Genomic DNA, 18587 nt, shown 5'->3' on the forward strand with positions numbered 1-18587 from the left:
TATCGACGGCCGCGGCACGGTGAAGGCCATCGCGCGGTCGAGCGATCGGAAATAATTTTCATCCGGCGTCGTCGGCACCGACCGGATGGTCGCGCCCGCGATGATGAAGCCGAACGTGTGGATCGGATAGCTGGGATTGGGCGCCAGCACCACGTCGCCCGGCTCGGTGATCGCGGTGGCAAGCGAGGCTAGGCCTTCCTTCGACCCCATGGTCACGACCACTTCCCTGTCGGGGTCGACCTCCACGCCGAAACGGCGCGCATAATAGTTCGCCTGCGCCTTACGAAGGCCGGGGATGCCGCGCGACTGCGAATAGCCATGGGCGCTCGGCTTCTGCGCCACCTCGATCAGTTTCGCGATCACATGGTCGGGCGGCGGCAGGTCGGGATTGCCCATGCCAAGGTCGATAATGTCCTCGCCCGCGGCGCGCGCGGCGGCCCGCATGCCGTTCACTTCGGCAATGACGTAAGGCGGCAGGCGCTTCATGCGGTAAAATTCTTCGGACATTATAGGGGCTTTCCTGAAAGCTCTCTGTAGGGAATAGTGCGTGGTACGCCGCTGGCGTGTCACAATATGGCTATAACCCGCCAGATTGCGCCGCGCCAGCGAAAGCAGCGCAACGGAACGATACCAGAAGGAGCAAGGTGGCCATGAACAATGCGGACGTCATGGAACCCCATCTGCCCACGCTGGAACAGATGCAGCAATGGACTGACGTTATCGGCCGCGCCCAGCAGCTGATGCTGGAACAGGCGGCGGGGGTGACAGGCCATGCGCTGCCTTTCGACCCGGAAACCGTGGCGCGCATCCAGACCAGCTTCGCCGACGAAGGCCTTGCCCTGTGGCAACGTTTCATGGACTCCGGCGGTCTGCTCCGCGACCGGCCGGACCCTGCGCCCGCCGACAGTCCGGCCGCACGCAAGGACCGGCGCTTTGCCGATCCGGCATGGACCGATCATCCTTTCTACGACCTCATCCGGCAAAGCTATCTGCTGGTTTCGGATTATCTGACGAACCTTGCCGATGCGGTCGACGGCGTCGACCCCAGGGTGAAGGCGAAGCTGCGCTTCACCACGACGGGCATGCTGGACGCGCTGTCGCCGTCCAATTTCCCGCTGACCAACCCCACCGTCGTGCAGAAGACGATCGAAAGCGGCGGCGAAAATCTGGTCAAGGGCCTGAAGCACATGCTGGCCGACATGGAAAAGGGCCAGCTGACCCATACCGACGGCACCGGATTCGAACTCGGCCGCAACATCGCCTCGACACCGGGTAAGGTGATCCACGAAGCGCCGCTTTATCAACTGATCCATTATGCGCCGTCGACGGAAACCGTGCTGGAAACGCCGCTGATCATTTTTCCGCCATGGATCAACCGTTTCTACATTCTCGACCTGTCGCCGGAAAAGAGCTTCGTCAAATGGGCGGTGGATCAGGGGATCAGCGTGTTTCTGGTGTCGTGGAAATCGGCCGACGCCTCCATGAAGGATATGGTCTGGGACGATTATATCCTGCGTGGCCAGATCGACGCGATCGACACGGTGCGCGATCTTCTGAAGGTGAAGAGCGTCCACACCATCGGCTATTGCGTGGCGGGCACGACGCTGGCCGCCACGCTGGCGCTGCTGGCGGCGCGGGGGCAGGCGGACAAGGTCGCTAGCGCCACCTTCTTCACCGCGCAGGTCGATTTCTCGCAGGCGGGCGACCTCACCCTGTTCGTGGACGATGAACAGATGAAGCTGGTGGATCAGCTGTCGTCCAAGGGGTTTCTGGACGGGCGCTACATGGCCGCGACCTTCAACCTGTTGCGCGGCCGCGACCTCATCTGGAACTATGTGGTCAATAATTATCTGCTGGGGCTGGATTATCCGCCGTTCGACCTGCTCTACTGGAATGGCGATACGACCAATCTGCCCGCGCGCTGGCACCGCGATTATCTGACCCAGCTGTATCGCGACAATCTGCTGGTCGTGCCCGGCGCCATCAGCGTCGATGGCACGCCCATCGACCTGACGAAGGTGATGACGCCCGCTTATGTGCAGGCGGGCAGGGAAGATCATATCGCGCCGCTGGAAAGCGTGTGGAAGCTGACGGAAAATCTGTCCGGGCCGATCCGCTTCCTGCTGGCCGGGTCGGGCCATATTGCCGGGGTGGTGAACCCGCCTGCCGCGAAAAAATATCAATATTGGACCGCCGACGCCCCACAGGCGACGCTGGACGATTTTCTGGCGGCGGCCACCGAAACCAAGGGCAGCTGGTGGCCGGACTGGCGCGCATGGATCGGCCAGCTTGATTCGCGCACCGTAGCGGCGAAAGGCGCGCGGCAGCCCGGCAAAGGCCGACTGAAGGCGATAGAGGACGCACCCGGCCGCTACGTCCGCACGCGCTGACTGAACATAAGATGGCGATTTGCGGCCATTTTCGCCCAATGATTTGAAAAAGGCGATCAGACGCAGATGTCATTTTTGTTGCACCGCACAATAACTCTTGCCAGCCCTTTGCAAAATGCATATTGTGCAGTGCAACAAACGGAGGATGGTCATGGCTGTTTCACCAAAGACCCCGAAGAGCAGCCCGCGTGCAAAGGCGGGATCGGCGACCCTGTCGGCCAGCGAAGCGCTCAAGGCTGCTGAGGCCGCGATCGGCACCGCACCCGCCACGAAAGCCGCACCGGCCAAGCCGGTCGTGGCAAAGGCTGCTGCGGCAAGGCCCGTCGCCAGCGCCAAACCGGCAGCCGCAGCAAAAACAGCCGTTACGGCCGACGTGAAGCCCATCGACACCAATCCGCAAAAGGCGCCGACCCCGGAACCGACACCGGCCCCGGCTCCGACCCCCACGCCTGCGCCGGTCCCCACGCCGCCGGCCGCCAAGATTACAGAGAGCCTGACCAAAAAGGCCGCAACCATCGCGACCCAGCCGCTGCCCGCAGAAGGAAAAATGATCATGAACGACGTCATCGAAACCGGTAAGAAGTTTGCCGAAGACACCAAGGCCAAGTTCGAAACCGCCTATGCCGACTTCAACGAAAAGGCGAAGGCCGGCGTCGAAAAGTCGACCAAGGCGATCGAAGAACTCAGCGACATCGCCAAGGGCAATGTCGAAGCGCTGGTGGAATCGGGCAAGATCGCTGCCAAGGGCATGGAAACGCTCGGTCAGGAAGCCGTGGATTACAGCAAGAAGAACTTCGAAAAGGCGACCGCCTCTTTCATGAGCTTCTCGACCGTGAAGACACCGACCGAATTCTTCCAGCTGCAGAGCCAGCTCTTCTCCAGCAGCTTCGACGAATTTGCCAAGGAAGCGGCCAAGAGCAGCGAAGCGATGATGAAGCTGGCTGGCGACGTTGCCCAGCCACTGACCGCGCGCGTCACGCTTGTCACCGACAAGGTGAAGGCGATGGCCGCCTGATCGGCCACGCTTTTGCGGACTGAATGACGGGGGCGTCGCATCCATCGGGGATGCGGCGCCCCTTCCGCGTTAACGTCGATTTATCGGTCCCGCAGGGTGGAATGACCGCCCGGCCCCTTGCCATGCGGGGACAAATCGCCATATTCTTGGGCATCATGAACAGCCCCAGCACATCCTCTGCAGCTTCCCTTGCCGCCGCCGTCGTCATGGCCGGACAGCATCCGGACGATCAGGGCGAAGGACCGGGCGGTCCCAATGTCGGCGTTGCCACGCGCACCCGGACCCGCACGAAAAAGCCGTCGCTTTACAAGGTGCTGATGCTGAACGACGACTATACGCCGATGGAATTCGTCGTCCATGTGCTGCAAAGCTTCTTCCGCATGGATATGGAGGAAGCGACGCGGGTCATGCTGCATGTCCATCAGCGCGGCGTCGGAATCTGCGGCATATTCAGCTATGAAGTCGCCGAAACGAAGGTCAATCAGGTGATGGACTTCGCCCGGCAGAACCAGCATCCGCTGCAATGCACGCTGGAAAAGGCCTGACCGATCGGCTTTTGCGGCTGGCTGACATTTCCCGGTTTCCCCGTCCGCCGGGCCATCCTACATCGGTCGGGTGAACGACCTTCTGGAACATGACCGGCCGCCATCGGACATCCATGATCTGATCGTCATCGGCGGCGGCATAAACGGGTGCGGCATCGCCCGCGATGCGGCCGGGCGCGGCGCGAACCTGCTGCTGCTGGAGCAGGGCGATCTTGCCGGCGGTACGTCATCGGCATCCACGAAACTCATCCATGGCGGCCTGCGCTATCTGGAACATCGCGCCTTCGGGCTGGTGCGCGAATCGCTGATCGAAAGGGAGCGGCTCTGGGCCATCGCCCCGCATATCATCCACCCGATGCGCTTCGTGCTTCCCTGGACGAAGGGGCTGCGTCCCCGCTGGATGCTGCGCCTAGGCCTCTTCCTCTACGACCATATCGGCGGCCGCCGCGCATTGCCCGCGACGCAGACCATCGACCTGCGCCATGATGCCGCGGGCGCGGCGTTAAGGCCCGGCTTCCGCACCGCCTGGTGCTATTCCGACGGCTGGGTGGACGATGCCCGGCTGGTGCTGCTCAACGCCCGCGACGCGGCCGATCGCGGCGCCGACATCCGCACCCGGACGCGCGTGGTGGCCATGGAGCGGCAGGGCGCGATCTGGCATGTCGACGCACAGGACAGGGACGGGCAAATCCAGTCCTTCCGCGCCCGCGCCGTCGTCAACGCGACCGGCCCGGCGGTGCTCGACCTGCTGAAGACCGCCCATCGATCCACGCCCTATCGTATGCGGCTGGTGCGTGGATCGCATATCGTCGTCCCGCGCCTGTTCGATCATGACCGCGCCTATTTCTTTCAGCTACCCGACGGGCGTATCTTCTTCGCCATTCCCTATGAACATGATTTCACCCTGATCGGCACCACGGACCGCGATCATCAGGGCGGGCTTGACCATGTCGTGCCGGATGCGGAGGAAATCGCCTATCTGTGCGAAGCCGCGAACCGCTATTTTGCGCGCCCGATCGGTCCGGCCGATGTCGTCTGGTCCTATGCCGGGGTGCGGCCTCTGGTCGACGATGGATCGGGACGCCCCGAAGCGGCGACGCGCGGCTATCGCATCGAACTGGACGGTGAGCCGGGGCAGGCGGCGTTGCTCAGTATCTTCGGTGGCAAGATCACCACCTATCGCCATCTCGCCGCCGAAGCGGTGGACCGGCTGCAATCGCATCTGCCCGTTCTGAAAGGGAAGGACTGGACGGCGAACGCACCGCTGCCGGGTGGTGATTTTCCGATGACCGGCTTTGCCGCGCTGTCCGCCGATCTTGCCCGCGATTATCCGTTCCTGTCCCCTGCGACGGTGGATCGCATAGCCCGCGCCTATGGCACGCAGGCGCGGCTCTGGCTGGGCGGAGCCAGGACCGGGGCGGATCTGGGCACGGATTTCGGCCATGGCCTCAGCGAAGCGGAGGTCCGCCACATGATGACCCGCGAATGGGCGCAGAGCGCTGACGACATGCTCTGGCGCCGCAGCAAGCTCGGCCTGCGACTGGACGCGGATCAGGCGGCGCGGCTGGAAACATGGGTGAAGGAGAGGATATGAGCGAGCGCCATCTGTTGGTGCTGGACGCGGGCACCACATCGACGCGGGCCATGCTCTACGCGCCCGATGGCGCGCGCATCGCCGTGGCGCAGGCGGACCTCACCCAATATTATCCCCAGCCCGGCTGGGTCGAACATGATGCGGCGGAAATCTGGACCCGCACGCTCGATTGCGCGCGCCAGATGGTGGACCGGGCTGGCGGGGCGGATCGCATCGCCGCCATCGGCATCACCAATCAGCGCGAAACCGTGGTCGCCTGGGACCGGCAGAGCGGCGATCCGCTGGGCCGCGCCATCGTGTGGCAGGACCGGCGCACCGCCGATCGCTGCGCCGCATTGCGGGAAGCGGGTCATGAACCGCTGGTGCAGCAGCGCACCGGCCTCATCCTCGACCCCTATTTTTCCGCGACCAAGATGCGCTGGATGATCGATCATCGCCCCGATGTCGCCGCCGCGGGCGACCGGCTGGCTTTTGGCACGGTAGAAAGCTGGCTGATATGGAAACTGACCGGCGGCCTGCACATCAGCGACGCCAGCAACGCCAGCCGTACGCAATTGCTGGCGCTCGACGGCGAAGGCTGGGACGCCGATCTGTGCGCGCTGTTCGACGTGCCGTCAACGGCGCTGCCCGCCATCGTGGACAATGCGGGACGGTTCGGATCGACCCTGCCCGACCTGCTGGGCGGGGCCATTGCGATATGCGGTCTGGCGGGGGATCAGCAGGCCGCGACCATCGGACAGGGTTGTCTTGCCCCCGGCGCGGTCAAGGCGACATTGGGCACCGGGGCCTTCGTGCTGGCGTCGGTGGGACAGGATTTGCCGTCCTCCACCCATCGCCTGCTGGGCACCGTCGTCTGCCAGCTGGACGGCCGCCGTCATTATGCGCTGGAAGGATCGATCTTCGTCGCGGGCAGCCTGATCCAGTGGCTGCGCGATTCGCTGGGCCTGATTGAAAAGGCGGCGCATAGCGATGCCATCGCCCGGTCGGTGCCCGACAATGGCGGGGTGTTCATGCTGCCTGCCTTGTCTGGCCTTGGCGCGCCCCACTGGCGGCCGGAGGCGAGCGGCATCATCAGCGGCCTGACCCATGGTACGGGGCGCGCGCATATCGTGCGCGCCGCACTCGAATCGATGGCGCATCAGGTGCATGATCTGGCCGCCGCCTTCGCGGCCGATGGCGCACCATGGCGCATGCTGCGAATCGATGGCGGGATGAGCGCGAACGACTGGATCGCGCAGGATATGGCAGACATTCTGGATCTGCCCGTCGAACGGCCCGACGATGTGGAAACGACGGCGCGGGGCGCGGCGATGCTGGCGGGGGTCGGGTGCGGCCTGTTCCCGACGCTGGAGGCCGCGATGCAGGCGATGCTATCGCAAAGCACATCCTTCGCGCCTGCCATGGACGATGCGGATCGGCAACGACGCCTGTCGGGCTGGCGCGCGCTGTTGCGGCATGATGCATGAAATTCCGCACGGACGATCCGGTCGTTTCCGCCACCCCTGACGGCGGGGATGAGCAAAAATATTAACGCTGGCCGCGTAGCATCATCCCAACATGCCGCGCACCACTCTTCGCCAACCGTCTTCATGGACCGCCCCGATCGTGACGGGCATGGTCTATTTTGTGACGGCGTCGCTGGCGCTGATGATTTCGCGATTCGAAGGCGGGCTGGCCTTCATCTGGGCCGCCAACGCGTTTCTGATGGCGGAATTGCTGACATCGCGCACGGCGCATTGGCCACGCGCCATCATCGCGTGCGGCATTGCCAGCGTCGCGGCGACGGCATGGTTCGGCATGGGACCGGTCGCCGCCGTTCCGATGGCCATCATCAACATCGTCGAATCGCTAATCGTCGCGGCGCTTTGCCGATGGTTCCTGGCCGACCGGCTCGTCACCGGCTCCATACGCCCGCTCATCGTCTTCGTGGTGGCGCTATGCGCGGTCGCCAATATCATCTGCGGTCTTGCGGCCGCCTGGGTCGCATCGACCCTGTTGCCGGTGAAGTTCGGCCAGAGCTTCGTGCAATGGTATACCGGCCATGTTCTGGGCGGCCTGACCTTCGCACCGATCCTGATCATGGCCTTTCAGGGCGAATTGCGCCGCTGGCTGGACGAAGCATCGATACGCAACCGGATAGAGGCCGTGCTGTTGTTGACGCTGTTCGCGGTCACAACCGTCCATGTCTTTTACTGGGCCTATTATCCCCTGCTGTTCGCGCCCTTGTTGCCGCTGGTCCTGATCGCCTTTCGGGTCGGGCATATGGGATCGGCCGCCGCCATCATCCTGCTGGCGCTGATCGGCGGCAGCGCGACCATGGCGGGCAGCGGTCCATTGACCCTTGTCGCGGCGACGACGGGCGAACGCGTGCAATTCTTCCAATTCTACCTCGCGCTCAGTTTCCTGCTGTGCATGCCGGTCGCGGTCGAACTGGCGGCGCGCAAGCGCATCTTCCAGATGCTGCAACAGAGCGAGGCCCGCTATCGCGCGATGGCGGAATATAGCGGCGATCTGGTGCTCAATATCGGCGTAGACGGCATGATCCAATATGCGTCCCCGTCGGCCAGCGAACAGATTGGCTGCGCGCCCGAACTGCTGATCGGTCAGGCCGCGTCCAATCTGGTCGATCCACAGGATCGGGCGCTGGTCGTTGCCGCGCATCATCGCGCGCTGGCCCAGCCGGGTTCGGTGCACAAGGTCGAATTTCGCCCGATGGTGTCGATCAACGCTATGGAATGGTGCGAAATGGTCAGTCGCGCGATGATCGACGAACGCGGCCTGCCCAGCGGCGTCGTCAGCATGATTCGCGACATGTCCCGGCACAAGGCGCGACAGCGCGCCCTGCAACAGGTCGCCGCCCGCGATTCGCTGACCGGTGCGGACAGCCGTCGCGCCTTTCTGGACAAGGTGGACCGGGAAATGGCGCGGGTCGCGCTGGGCGCACGGTCATGCCTGCTGCTGATCGACATCGATCATTTCAAATCGGTCAATGACCGCTACGGTCATGGCGCGGGCGACCGGGTGCTGACGGCTTTTGTCGATCGGCTGCGACAGGGGCTGCACGCGGAAGACAGCATCGGCCGCCTGGGGGGCGAGGAATTCGCCATCCTCCTGACCGATAGCGACGTTCACCGGTCGAGCCTGACCTGCGACCGGCTGCGCGCGCTATTGGCCGAACCCGTCATCGTCGATGCGTCGCTGGCGATCCGCGTGACCTTCAGCGCGGGCCTTGTCGCGCTGAATGACGCGGCCGAACGGTCCGTGATCATGGAAGCTGCCGACAAGGCGCTTTATCGCGCCAAACATAGTGGCCGCAACTGCATGCGTCTGGCGGCCTGACGGACATAAAAAATGCCGGGGCTGCAACGATGTTATGTTGTAACTTATAATGGCTTGTCCTATGTAGCGGCGACCATGAAGCTGATGTTGCGCCATGCCCTGATGACCGGTCGTGTCGATCGTATCGCGATCGCGCTGTCGGGTCTTTGCGTCGCACATTGTTTCGCCACGGCCGTGATATTGGGACTGCTCGCGTCCGCGGGCGGCATTTTCGAAAGCCCGATCTTTCACGAAGCGGGACTGGTGGTGGCCATCATTCTGGGTGCGGCGGCGCTTGGCCATGGCGCGCTGGCCCATGGCTATATGATGCCTGCGGCGATCGGATCGCTTGGCCTGGGCGTGATGGCGGGTGCGCTCACCATGGATCATGGTTTGCAGGAAAGCGTCTATACGCTGCTGGGCGTCGGCATATTGTCGCTGGGCCACGATCTCAATCATCGCGCTGGCCACTGATGCGATGAAGGGAGCCTGACGGCTCCCTTTTCATTCATCCCCGGTCCTTATTGTCCACCCGATGTTCCCCCTTCACCCATCGGACGGTGCCGGTGCTGGCACGCATCACCACGCTTTGTGTCGTCAGCCTGCCGCCGGGCATCCGTTTCACCCCATCCAGCAATGATCCGTCGGTAACCCCGGTCGCGGCAAAGATGCAGTCCCCCTTCGCCAGTTCATCAAGGTCGTAGATCTTGTCGAGGTCGGTGATGCCCCATTTGCGCGCGCGGCTTCTCTCATCCTCGTTGCGGAACAGCAGCTTCCCCTTGAACTGCCCGCCCACGCAGCGCAGCGCGGCGCAGGCCAGTACGCCTTCGGGCGCGCCGCCCGACCCCATATAGATGTCGATGGTGGTTTCCGGATCGGTGGTCGCGATCACGCCTGCAACGTCGCCGTCGGGGATCAGCATGATGCCGCATCCGATGGCGCGCAACTCCGCGATCAGCCTTTCATGGCGCGGCCGGTCGAGCACGCACACGATGATTTCATGGGGATCGACGCCCTTGGCCTTCGCGACCGATTCGACATTTTCGCGCACCGACCGGTTGAGGTCGATCGTGCCGATGGGATAGCCGGGGCCAATCGCCAGCTTTTCCATATAGACGTCGGGCGCGTTCAACAGCCCGCCTTCCTCGGAAATGGCCAGCACCGCCAGCGCATTGGGGCCGGCCTTCGCCGTGATGGTCGTCCCTTCCAGCGGGTCGAGCGCGATGTCGATCTTTGGCCCGGTGCCGATGGCGCTGCCGACCTTCTCCCCGATATAGAGCATCGGCGCTTCGTCCCGTTCGCCTTCGCCGATGACGACGGTGCCGTCCATATACAGATCGTTGAAGGCAAGGCGCATCGCTTCGACCGCTGCCGCATCGGCGGCCTTTTCATCGCCCCGGCCGATCAGTTTCGACGCGGCGATCGCCGCCGCTTCGGTGACGCGCACCATTTCCAGCACCAGGACGCGATCCAGAACCGAACTTCCCTGCACCATCATCTTCCTCTGCCTGTTCTTGTTGCCGCCGCGATAGGAGTTTGGCCGATCCTTGTCGAGGCGGGAAGGGGGTGTATGCGGCGCCGCTCCGCGCCCGACCGGCACGACATGATGCCGCCATGATTGGCTGCTTTCCTGTCGTCATGAAGCGCATTGTCCCCCTCACCATGGCGCTTGTGGCGATCCCGGCGACGGCCGCTGCGCAGGCGGATGGCGATGACGGGCTGATGCGCGCCTATCGGGCGAAGACGCAGTTCGTCCGTCCCTGCGACCGCAGCGGCGACGCCATCGTGGTGTGCGGTACGCAGGCGGAGCGCAATGCGCGCGAACGGCTGCCCCTGTCGCGTGAGGAGGTGGCAGGGGCGGGGCCGCAACGGGGCGAAGCGCCCCGTGCAACGGCGGTCGCGCCGCAACAGGGATCATGCGGCGTGGTGGGCGGACAGGGCGCGGGATGCACTGGCGGCCTGCCGGTGTTGCAGATGATTGGTGCGCTTGCAAAGCTGGTGACGGCCGTGACCGATCCGGATGCCGACCTGTCGCCGCCGCCATCCGAACGCATCAAGGGGGCAGGGCGGCGATAAACGCCCCTCCCGCCGCATGGCACCATCCGTCATCTTTCCCAGACGACGTCAAAATGCGCTTAGTCGAGGATGTGCATCACCATCGGCGTGTCGAGCAGGCTGTCCGATCCGGCCAGCCGCTCCAGCGTTTCACGTACGCACCGTTCTTCGCCCGCATGGGTGACGATGGCGACCAATACGCCGTCATCCTTATGGGTGCCGCGCTGGATCATGCTTTCGATGGATACGCCCGCATCGCGGGTCGCGGCGGCGATTTCCGCCAGTACGCCGGGGCGATCCTGTACCTTGAAGCGCAGATAGGCGCGGCCGATGCGCGCGCCTGCGTCGGCGGTCCGTTGCGGGCTGAGCGCTGCGACCGGCATGGCGAAGGCGTCGCCATATTCGTCGCGCGCCACGTCGATCAGGTCGGCGACCACGGCCGACGCGGTCGGACCTTCGCCCGCGCCGCGCCCCTGGAAGAACAGGCGGCCGACGAAATTCCCCTCCGCCACCACGGCATTCAGCGATCCGTCGACATGTGCCAGCGGATGATCCAGCGGCACCAGCATCGGGTGGACGCGCTGGAACAGCCCCTCCGGTCCGTTCTGCGCCATGCCGACCAGCCGGATGCGGAAACCCAGCGCCGCTGCTTCGGCGATGTCGGCGGCGATGACATGGCGGATGCCGGTGGTGGCGACCGCGTCGAAATCCAGTTCGGTGCCAAAGGCGAGGCTGGCCAATATGGTCAGCTTATGCGCGGCATCCACCCCATCGATGTCAAAACTCGGATCGGCTTCGGCATAGCCCAGATCCTGCGCTTCCTTCAGAACCTCGTCAAAGCCCCGGCCTTCCTTCTCCATCGTGGTCAGGATGTAATTGCAGGTGCCGTTCAATATGCCATAGACGCGGCTGATTTCGTTGGCGGCGGCGCCTTCGCGCATGCCCTTGATGACCGGGATGCCGCCTGCGACCGCGGCTTCATATTTCAGGGCGATGCCGCCCCGTTCGGCGAGCCGGGCCAGATCCAGACCATGATGCGCCAGCATCGCCTTGTTCGCGGTGACGAAAGGCTTGCCCACGGTCAGGCATTGCCGGGCCAGGGTGAGGGCAGGGCCGTCCGACCCGCCGATCAGTTCGACCACGACATCGACATCCTCGCGCGTCGCCAGCGTCGTCATGTCATCGACCCATTCGTAAGGGCTGAGGTCGATGCCGCGATCCTTGTTGCGATCGCGCGCGGAAATGGCGACGACCTGAATGGGGCAACCGGCGCGCCGCGCGATCAGGTCGCTGTTGGTTTCCAGCAGCCGAATGACGCCCCCGCCCACCGTGCCGAGACCGACGAGCGCGACGCGCAGCGGGGCATGGCGGTGCAGATTGGACATGGCGGCTTCTCTTCCCTTCCGACTGTTGGAAGCCGCGCTGTAGACGCCCGCGCGTATCTGTCCAAAGAAAAAGCGGGCAACCGCCGACGCCCGCTTCCGAATCGCTGTGCGAATCAGTTGACGCTACGGGTCCGCCCGCACGGCCCCAGCGCCGCGATGACGACGCCGTAATCGGCGCGCGCCGCGTCGGCATCCTGCGGCGACAATGTCCGCACGGCGCGGGGCGGCAGGGCCGATGGCAATGTGCAGGCCAGACGATACCATAGCAGCGTGCCGGGTTCGGGCGGGCGGGCGGCCTCATCCATGATCTCACCCAGCGCAACCGCCAAGTGCGGCGCCTGACCCGGACGACGCAGGACGGACAGCGATACCGGGTCGCCATTTTCCGTGCGTAGGAAAATCTGCGTTTCGCCTTCGCCTGCGATCGTGCCCGCGACATGGAAAGCATCGCCCAGCCCGGTGATTCGCGGCGGGGCGCTGGGGGCGACCAGCGCGGACAATATGGTCTTCACGCGTTGCTCTTCGGCCGGGGTGGCGGCGATCTGGGCGTGGGGCGCGATCAGCTGAATCTCGCCGGGGCGGCCACCGGTCCGGGCGAAGACGATCATCTGGGCCTTTTTCAGCTTCGGCACCTTCCCCTTGGCGTCGAGGGGGGCATCATAGAGGTAGGTTACAAGGGGACTGATTCCCGCTTCACCGCGAATCAACCCCGTTACGTCGGCCTCGATGAACAACCTTTTGTGCCCTGCTGGCACAGTTCCGGCCTGTTCAGGCTTCAATGTGATGATGTTGCGAATACGCACATTGGCGACCATTGGCGCCTTGTCGGCCAGGTCCACGATGTCGGCATAGGACAGCTGACCAAAATTGCCGGATGGTTGCGTTACCACCTTTTTATCTTGGGCAAAGGCTGGGAAAACCGCGGAAGATGCGGCGGAAATGAGGCATAAGATTGCCAAGCGGTTAAGGCGGATGGCGGATTTCATCGTCAGCTTCGTCCTGTATTTTTGGCCCGTGGCAATGATGTCACAGGCAAGTCATTCCGATATGAAATGGTAACCGCAAATGAACATATCGATAAAGCGTTTGCGTGCCACGATATGCCGCGATAGGAGTTTGCGCGGTAGCAAATGAACGGACAGGGGGCCAAAGGCGGCTGGGGTAGCTCGGTCGGCTTGGGTCGTTTTTGGCTGATTTGTATAAACCACTGGTAAGATGAGTTAAGGAGTGTCGTTGCCGAATGGCCTATGCTGACCACTCGCAAGGATCGAGTCGGACTGTCTCGATCGTCATCGTCGCCCTGATTCACGCTGTTCTTGGCTATGCCTTTGTCACCGGTCTTGGCATGAAATATGTCAAAAAGGCGGCAGAACAGCTGAACGTGATCGACGTGAAGGAGGAACCGCCGCCACCGGACGAGGAGCCGCCACCGCCGCCGCCAGATCAGCCGATCGAGCCGCCGCCGGTTGTCGCGCCTCCGCCGATTGTGCAGACCCCGGCGCCTGCGCCGCCAATCCAGACCGTTCGGACACCGCCTCCGGTGTTCAATCCGGTCCCGGTTGCCGCACCGCCGCCACCTCCGGCCCCGCCGCCGGCCCCGCCTCAGGCTGCAACGCGCGCTTCGCCGCGTAGCAACCCCGGCAGCTGGCTCAGCGATGCCGACTATCCGAGCCGCGCACAGCGCGAAGAACGTTCGGGTACGGCCGGTTTCCGCTTGGAAATCGGTGCTGACGGTCGGGTGACCAACTGCACCATCACTCAGTCGACCGGTCATCCCGACCTCGACGAGGCAACCTGTCGCCTGCTGCCGCGCCGTGCGCGCTTCAAGCCGGCGAAGGGTTCGGATGGGAATGACATGCCCGATACGTACAACGGGCGTATCACCTGGCGTCTGCCGGAATAATCCTGATCGGGAAGGCGAGCGCCCCGCGCCGCCTGTCCCTAGCTTGATCTCATTGAGAGGGAAGTCTTGAACATGTTGATGTATCTCGCAGCTGCGGCTCCCAAGCCGGAAAACCCCTATGGTCTGATGGAAGCCCTTGAACAGGGCGGCACCATTGCCTGGACCGTCTTCATCATCCTGTGCGGCATGTCCGTCGGCACTTTCTACATTCTGTTCACCAAGCTGATCGAACAGCAGAAGGTGATCAGCCAGGGCAAGAAGGTTCGCACCACCTTCTGGCGCGCCGCTTCGCTGAGGGAAGCTTCGGCCAAGCTCGAAAAGAATTCGGCCTACAAGCAGATCGTCGACGACGGCATCAAGGCTCAGGAAGAGCATGGCAAGCTGAAGGATCCGGTTGAAGCCCACGACTGGCTGCACGGCTCGCTCGCCCGTTCGGAAGGCGCGATCAACTCGTCGCTCGGTGGCGGTCTCGCCTTCCTCGCGACCGTCGGTTCGACCTCGCCGTTCATCGGTCTGTTCGGTACCGTTATCGGTATCTACCGCGCCCTGATCAAGATCGGCGCTGCCGGTCAGGCCTCGATCGACGCCGTTGCCGGCCCGGTCGGTGAAGCTCTGATCATGACCGCCCTGGGTCTGGCCGTGGCCGTTCCCGCGGTGCTCGCCTACAACTTCCTGCAGCGCCGTAACAAGGCGATTGCGGAACAGCTGAACGGCTTCACCGTCGACCTGCTGGCCTATCTGGTTTCGGACGGCGCCGTGAAGCCGACCGTTGCTGCCGCTCCGGCCGCTGCTGCCAAGCCGGCTGCCGCTCCGACCAAGGCCTGATCGGTCTCAAGACGCCGGCGAAGGGGCCGGGTGGCGGCTGCGACCGCCCGGTTCCCCGCCGACCATGGACCCCGATCAACCCGCACAGGGTTGACGGGGCGCCATCGACACCAAGGTTAGGATAGTATCAATGGCAATGAGTGTTGGCTCCGACGGCGGTGACGACAAGCCGATGTCCGACATCAACACGACGCCGCTCGTCGACGTCATGCTGGTGTTGCTCATCATCTTTCTCATCGCGGTCCCGGTCGTCGTCCAGACGGTCGATCTGCAGCTTCCCAAGGTGGCGTTCGAGCCGACCACGACGAAGCCGGAAAACGTGTCCCTTTCGGTCACGCAGGCTGCCGACGGCAGCTGCGCCGTGTTCTGGGGTCTGGCCCCGGTCAATTCCAGCGAACTGCTGGATCGGGCCGTCGCCAAACTGGAAGCGGACATCAAGAAGGCTGGTGGCGTTGAAAATCTGACGCCGGAGGATCTGCCCGAAGTGCATATCCGTGGCGACATCAACACCCCCTATCGTTGCATCGGTGGCACCATCTACACGATGCAGCGTGCCGGTTTCCCGAAGGTTGGTTTCATCTCCGAACCGGAACCCGGTTCGACGAACACCCGCCTCTGATCGGCCGAACAAGGAGATTTCGCTATGGCAATGAGCATGGGCTCCGATGATGGTGAGCCGATGGTGGAAATGAACACGACGCCGTTGATCGACGTCATGCTCGTTCTCCTCATCATGTTCATCATCACCATTCCGATCCAGACCCACGCGGTGAAGATCGACCTGCCGCAAAACGCGCCGCCGACCAATTCGACGATCGACCCTGTGAAGAACAAGGTCGCCATCGATCAGGCCGGAACGATCACCTGGAACGGTGCGCCGATCGACCTGCTGACCCTGCGTCAGTATTTGCAGCAGTCGCTGCAACTCCCGGTCGAACCGGAACTTCAGTTCCAGCCGAACGCTGCCACCCGCTATGTCGTCGTTGACGAAGTGCTGGCGGAGATCAAGCGTGCGGGCGTGACGAAGCTGGGCTTTGTCGGCAACGAACAATATAGCAGCTTCTGATCGTCAGGCTCCGGCGACGCTCTTCCCGCACAGGACTTCCCGTTTTTCCGGGATGGCGGGTCGGGGCCATGGGACGGAAGATTGCAGATATTCAGGGGTCGCCTTCGGGCGACCCTTTTTTTATGCACTCCGCCCGGAATCCGGTGAGCCGCTTGGTCGAACGGGACGTCTCCGGAAACTTAACCCTTTGCTTACCTCGATCGCGGACAATGTTCGAGGCAAGCGGGACAAGGCTGACATGGGCGCTGAACGACAGACAGAATATGACCGGAAGGGACGGATGGCAGAACGCCGTCACGTCCAGATCGCGGTCAAGGTCCGGCGGCCGGGCGAAACCTGGTTCACCAGTCGGATTACCGATGTGTCGGTGTCCGGGTTCCGCCTGCAAAGCTTCATGAAGCTCACCATCGGCACGGACCTGTGGATCATGCTGCCCGGTTTCGAAGGGCGCCGCGCGCGCGTATTATGGACGCGCGGTCCCGAATCAGGATGCGCGTTCGAACGGCCGCTCCATGCGGCGATCCTCGATCATATCGTACGGCTCAGCCAGTAAATTCGCCCTCGACGCCTTGATGCGCGGATCGCCCACCGATCAGGCGGCGGGGACATCCTGAAATTGCAGGCTGGCGAGGCGCGCATAGAGGCCATCCTGCGCCACCAGCGTCGCATGGTTCCCCTGTTCGACGATCCGCCCTTCATCCATCACGACGATCCGATCCGCGGCGCGTACGGTGGCCAGCCTGTGGGCGATGACGACCGTGGTGCGATCGCGCATCAGCCGGTCGAGCGCATCCTGCACCAGCCGTTCCGATTCGGCGTCCAGCGCCGATGTCGCCTCGTCCAGCAACAGGAGCGGCGCATCGCGCAGCAGTGCGCGGGCAATCGACAGCCGCTGTCGCTGCCCGCCGGACAGACGCGCGCCCCCCTCGCCCAAATGGCTGTCCAGCCCCTGCGGCAAGGCGCGCAGGAAACTCTCCGCATTGGCGGCGCGCGCCGCCGCCCATATCTCATCGTCGCTGGCGTCCCAGCGCCCGTAACGCAGATTGTCGCGTGCGGACGCGGCAAAGATCACGCTGTCCTGCGGCACCATGGCCATCGTCGCGCGCAGAGCGGTGGGATCGGCGTCGGGCAACGCAACGCCATTCAGGCGCACGACACCGGCATCGGGATCGTAGAAGCGCAACGCCATCTGGATGATGGTCGATTTGCCCGCGCCGGATGGGCCGACGATCGCCACCGTTTCACCCGGCGCGACGGCAAAGGAAACGCCGTGGAGCGCCGCCTGATCTGGGCGGGTGGGATAATGGAAATGCACGTCATCGAACCGCAGTTCCGCGCCCCGGCCCGTCGCGGGAATGGCGATGGCATGGGCAGGGGGCACGATGTCCGGCTGCGCCGTCATCAGTTCATGCAGCCGACTGGCCGCGCCCGCACCGCGCAACAGGTCGCCCCAGCTTTCGGACAGCGATCCGAATGCCCCCGCAACCAGGCCGCCGGTCAGCACGAAAGCGGCGATGCTGCCGCCCGACAGGCGACCGGCCGCAACGTCCAGCGCACCCTGCCACATGACGGCGGTGATCGATCCGAACACCAGCGCAATGACGACCGCGGTCATCAGCGCACGTAGCGCAATCCGCTTGCGCGCCGTTGCAAACCCATTTTCCACGGTCGCGTCGAACCGGGCGCCTTCGCGTCGTTCCTGCCCGAAAGCCTGCACGATCTTCATCGCGCCCAACACTTCGCTGGTAATGCTGCCGATGTCGGCCAGCCGATCCTGACTGGCGCGGGACAGGCCGCGCCCCCGGCGACCCAGGCCAATCAGCACCAGCAATATGACCGGAATGCCCAGCAACAGCAGCGCCGCCAGCTTGGGCGCCAGCGCGAACAGATAGGCAAGCCCACCGATGCCGGTGACCAGATTGCGCAGCGCGACCGACACGGTCGATCCCACCACCTGCTCCACGATGGCGGTATCGGCGGTCATGCGCGACGCGATTTCGGACGGGCGGTTTTCCTCGAAGAAGCGGGGCGCCTGCCGCAACAGATTGGCCTGCGTCGCATTGCGGATGTCTGCGACCACCCGCTCGCCCAGCCAGGATACGAAGTAAAAGCGCAGCGCGCTCGCCACCGCCAGCACGATGACGATCAACAGCAGATACTGGAACCAGCGCCCAATATCGCCGCCGCCCATGAACCCCCGATCGATGACCAGCCGAAACCCGCTGGGAATGCCCAGCGTGGCGGCGGACGATATGATCAGCGCCAGCAGCGCCCCTGCGATCCGCCCCGGATAATGGCGGGCGAACCGCCACAGCATCGTCAGGCTGCCAAGGGGCGGTCGCGCATCGGCGCGGGCTGGGCTTTGCGGGGCATCCTCCATGAACGTCGCGCTTAAAGCGATTTGGGCGCGGAGGAAATATCCGACGACGCCGAAATCGCGCAAAAGATCGGGGCTGCCGGGGCCGCCCGACCCAAAGGATGATGCTGCGCC

At 63.9% G+C, this 18587-nt stretch carries 18 protein-coding genes; 13 read left to right on the plus strand and 5 right to left on the minus strand.

The genetic code is table 11. The features are described from left to right. A partial coding sequence (locus tag ACOJSJ_RS01930; protein WP_420143299.1) for an aminotransferase class I/II-fold pyridoxal phosphate-dependent enzyme occupies positions 1-507 on the minus strand: 507 nt, incomplete at its 3' end. Between the two features lie 143 nt (positions 508-650). Here ACOJSJ_RS01930 and ACOJSJ_RS01935 point away from each other — a divergent pair. The 7 genes from ACOJSJ_RS01935 (at position 651) to ACOJSJ_RS01965 (ending at position 9336) form a co-directional block, all read left to right on the plus strand. Beyond that, positions 651-2390, plus strand: coding sequence for a PHA/PHB synthase family protein (locus ACOJSJ_RS01935; protein ID WP_420143300.1), 1740 nt, complete (start codon positions 651-653; stop codon positions 2388-2390). A 151-nt stretch (positions 2391-2541) separates the two neighbouring features. Further along, positions 2542-3405 carry a phasin family protein gene (locus ACOJSJ_RS01940; RefSeq protein WP_420143301.1) on the plus strand — a complete coding sequence of 288 codons (864 nt, stop codon included), beginning with the start codon at positions 2542-2544 and terminating at the stop codon, positions 3403-3405. 122 nt (positions 3406-3527) lie between these two features. Beyond that, a complete protein-coding gene (clpS, locus tag ACOJSJ_RS01945; protein WP_420143336.1) occupies positions 3528-3950 on the plus strand; it encodes an ATP-dependent Clp protease adapter ClpS in 423 nt (140 codons plus the stop codon). Between the two features lie 70 nt (positions 3951-4020). Further along, positions 4021-5544, plus strand: coding sequence for a glycerol-3-phosphate dehydrogenase (locus ACOJSJ_RS01950; protein WP_420143302.1), 1524 nt, complete (start codon positions 4021-4023; stop codon positions 5542-5544). Beyond that, a complete protein-coding gene (locus tag ACOJSJ_RS01955) occupies positions 5541-7010 on the plus strand; it encodes a glycerol kinase (RefSeq protein WP_420143303.1) in 1470 nt (489 codons plus the stop codon). Before ACOJSJ_RS01950 ends, ACOJSJ_RS01955 begins: the two co-directional genes overlap by 4 nt. Before the next feature lie 148 nt (positions 7011-7158). Next, entirely contained in the window at positions 7159-8883 is a 1725-nt protein-coding gene (locus tag ACOJSJ_RS01960) for a diguanylate cyclase (protein ID WP_420143337.1), read from the plus strand. 75 nt (positions 8884-8958) lie between these two features. Continuing rightward, on the plus strand, positions 8959-9336 hold the full coding sequence (locus ACOJSJ_RS01965; protein ID WP_420143304.1) for a MerC domain-containing protein: 378 nt from the start codon (positions 8959-8961) through the stop codon (positions 9334-9336). A 34-nt stretch (positions 9337-9370) separates the two neighbouring features. Here the strand turns inward: ACOJSJ_RS01965 and glpX are convergent, their stop codons facing one another. Further along, the gene (glpX, locus tag ACOJSJ_RS01970; RefSeq protein WP_420143338.1) at positions 9371-10357 is read right to left on the minus strand and encodes a class II fructose-bisphosphatase; all 987 of its coding nucleotides are present in this window, start codon (positions 10355-10357) and stop codon (positions 9371-9373) included. A 119-nt stretch (positions 10358-10476) separates the two neighbouring features. On the opposite strand from glpX, the gene ACOJSJ_RS01975 reads away from it, so the two are divergent. Next, positions 10477-10938, plus strand: a complete 462-nt coding sequence (locus ACOJSJ_RS01975; protein WP_420143305.1) for a hypothetical protein — start codon at positions 10477-10479, stop codon at positions 10936-10938. A gap of 59 nt (positions 10939-10997) precedes the next feature. Here ACOJSJ_RS01975 and ACOJSJ_RS01980 read toward each other — a convergent pair whose 3' ends face one another. After that, positions 10998-12302 carry a homoserine dehydrogenase gene (locus ACOJSJ_RS01980; protein WP_420143306.1) on the minus strand — a complete coding sequence of 435 codons (1305 nt, stop codon included), beginning with the start codon at positions 12300-12302 and terminating at the stop codon, positions 10998-11000. A 113-nt stretch (positions 12303-12415) separates the two neighbouring features. Beyond that, positions 12416-13288, minus strand: a complete 873-nt coding sequence (locus tag ACOJSJ_RS01985; protein ID WP_420143307.1) for a hypothetical protein — start codon at positions 13286-13288, stop codon at positions 12416-12418. Positions 13289-13542: 254 nt separating this feature from the next. On the opposite strand from ACOJSJ_RS01985, the gene ACOJSJ_RS01990 reads away from it, so the two are divergent. From ACOJSJ_RS01990 to ACOJSJ_RS02010, 5 genes are all read left to right on the plus strand, one after another. After that, positions 13543-14205: an energy transducer TonB gene (locus ACOJSJ_RS01990; RefSeq protein WP_420143308.1), complete on the plus strand. Its 663-nt coding sequence runs from the start codon at positions 13543-13545 to the stop codon at positions 14203-14205. A 72-nt stretch (positions 14206-14277) separates the two neighbouring features. Further along, positions 14278-15030 carry a MotA/TolQ/ExbB proton channel family protein gene (locus ACOJSJ_RS01995; RefSeq protein WP_420143309.1) on the plus strand — a complete coding sequence of 251 codons (753 nt, stop codon included), beginning with the start codon at positions 14278-14280 and terminating at the stop codon, positions 15028-15030. A 130-nt stretch (positions 15031-15160) separates the two neighbouring features. Further along, positions 15161-15649, plus strand: coding sequence for an ExbD/TolR family protein (locus ACOJSJ_RS02000; protein ID WP_420143310.1), 489 nt, complete (start codon positions 15161-15163; stop codon positions 15647-15649). A gap of 24 nt (positions 15650-15673) precedes the next feature. Then, positions 15674-16096, plus strand: a complete 423-nt coding sequence (locus ACOJSJ_RS02005; RefSeq protein ID WP_420143311.1) for an ExbD/TolR family protein — start codon at positions 15674-15676, stop codon at positions 16094-16096. Between the two features lie 238 nt (positions 16097-16334). After that, on the plus strand, positions 16335-16649 hold the full coding sequence (locus ACOJSJ_RS02010; RefSeq protein WP_420143312.1) for a PilZ domain-containing protein: 315 nt from the start codon (positions 16335-16337) through the stop codon (positions 16647-16649). Positions 16650-16688: 39 nt separating this feature from the next. On the opposite strand, the gene ACOJSJ_RS02015 is transcribed toward ACOJSJ_RS02010, so the two are convergent. Beyond that, positions 16689-18476 (minus strand): ABC transporter transmembrane domain-containing protein, encoded by a 1788-nt coding sequence (locus ACOJSJ_RS02015; protein WP_420143313.1) that lies wholly within the window; start codon positions 18474-18476, stop codon positions 16689-16691. Positions 18477-18587 lie beyond the last annotated feature (111 nt).

The organism is Sphingobium sp. (genome assembly GCF_048594625.1).
In the GTDB taxonomy this organism is placed as follows: domain Bacteria; phylum Pseudomonadota; class Alphaproteobacteria; order Sphingomonadales; family Sphingomonadaceae; genus Sphingobium.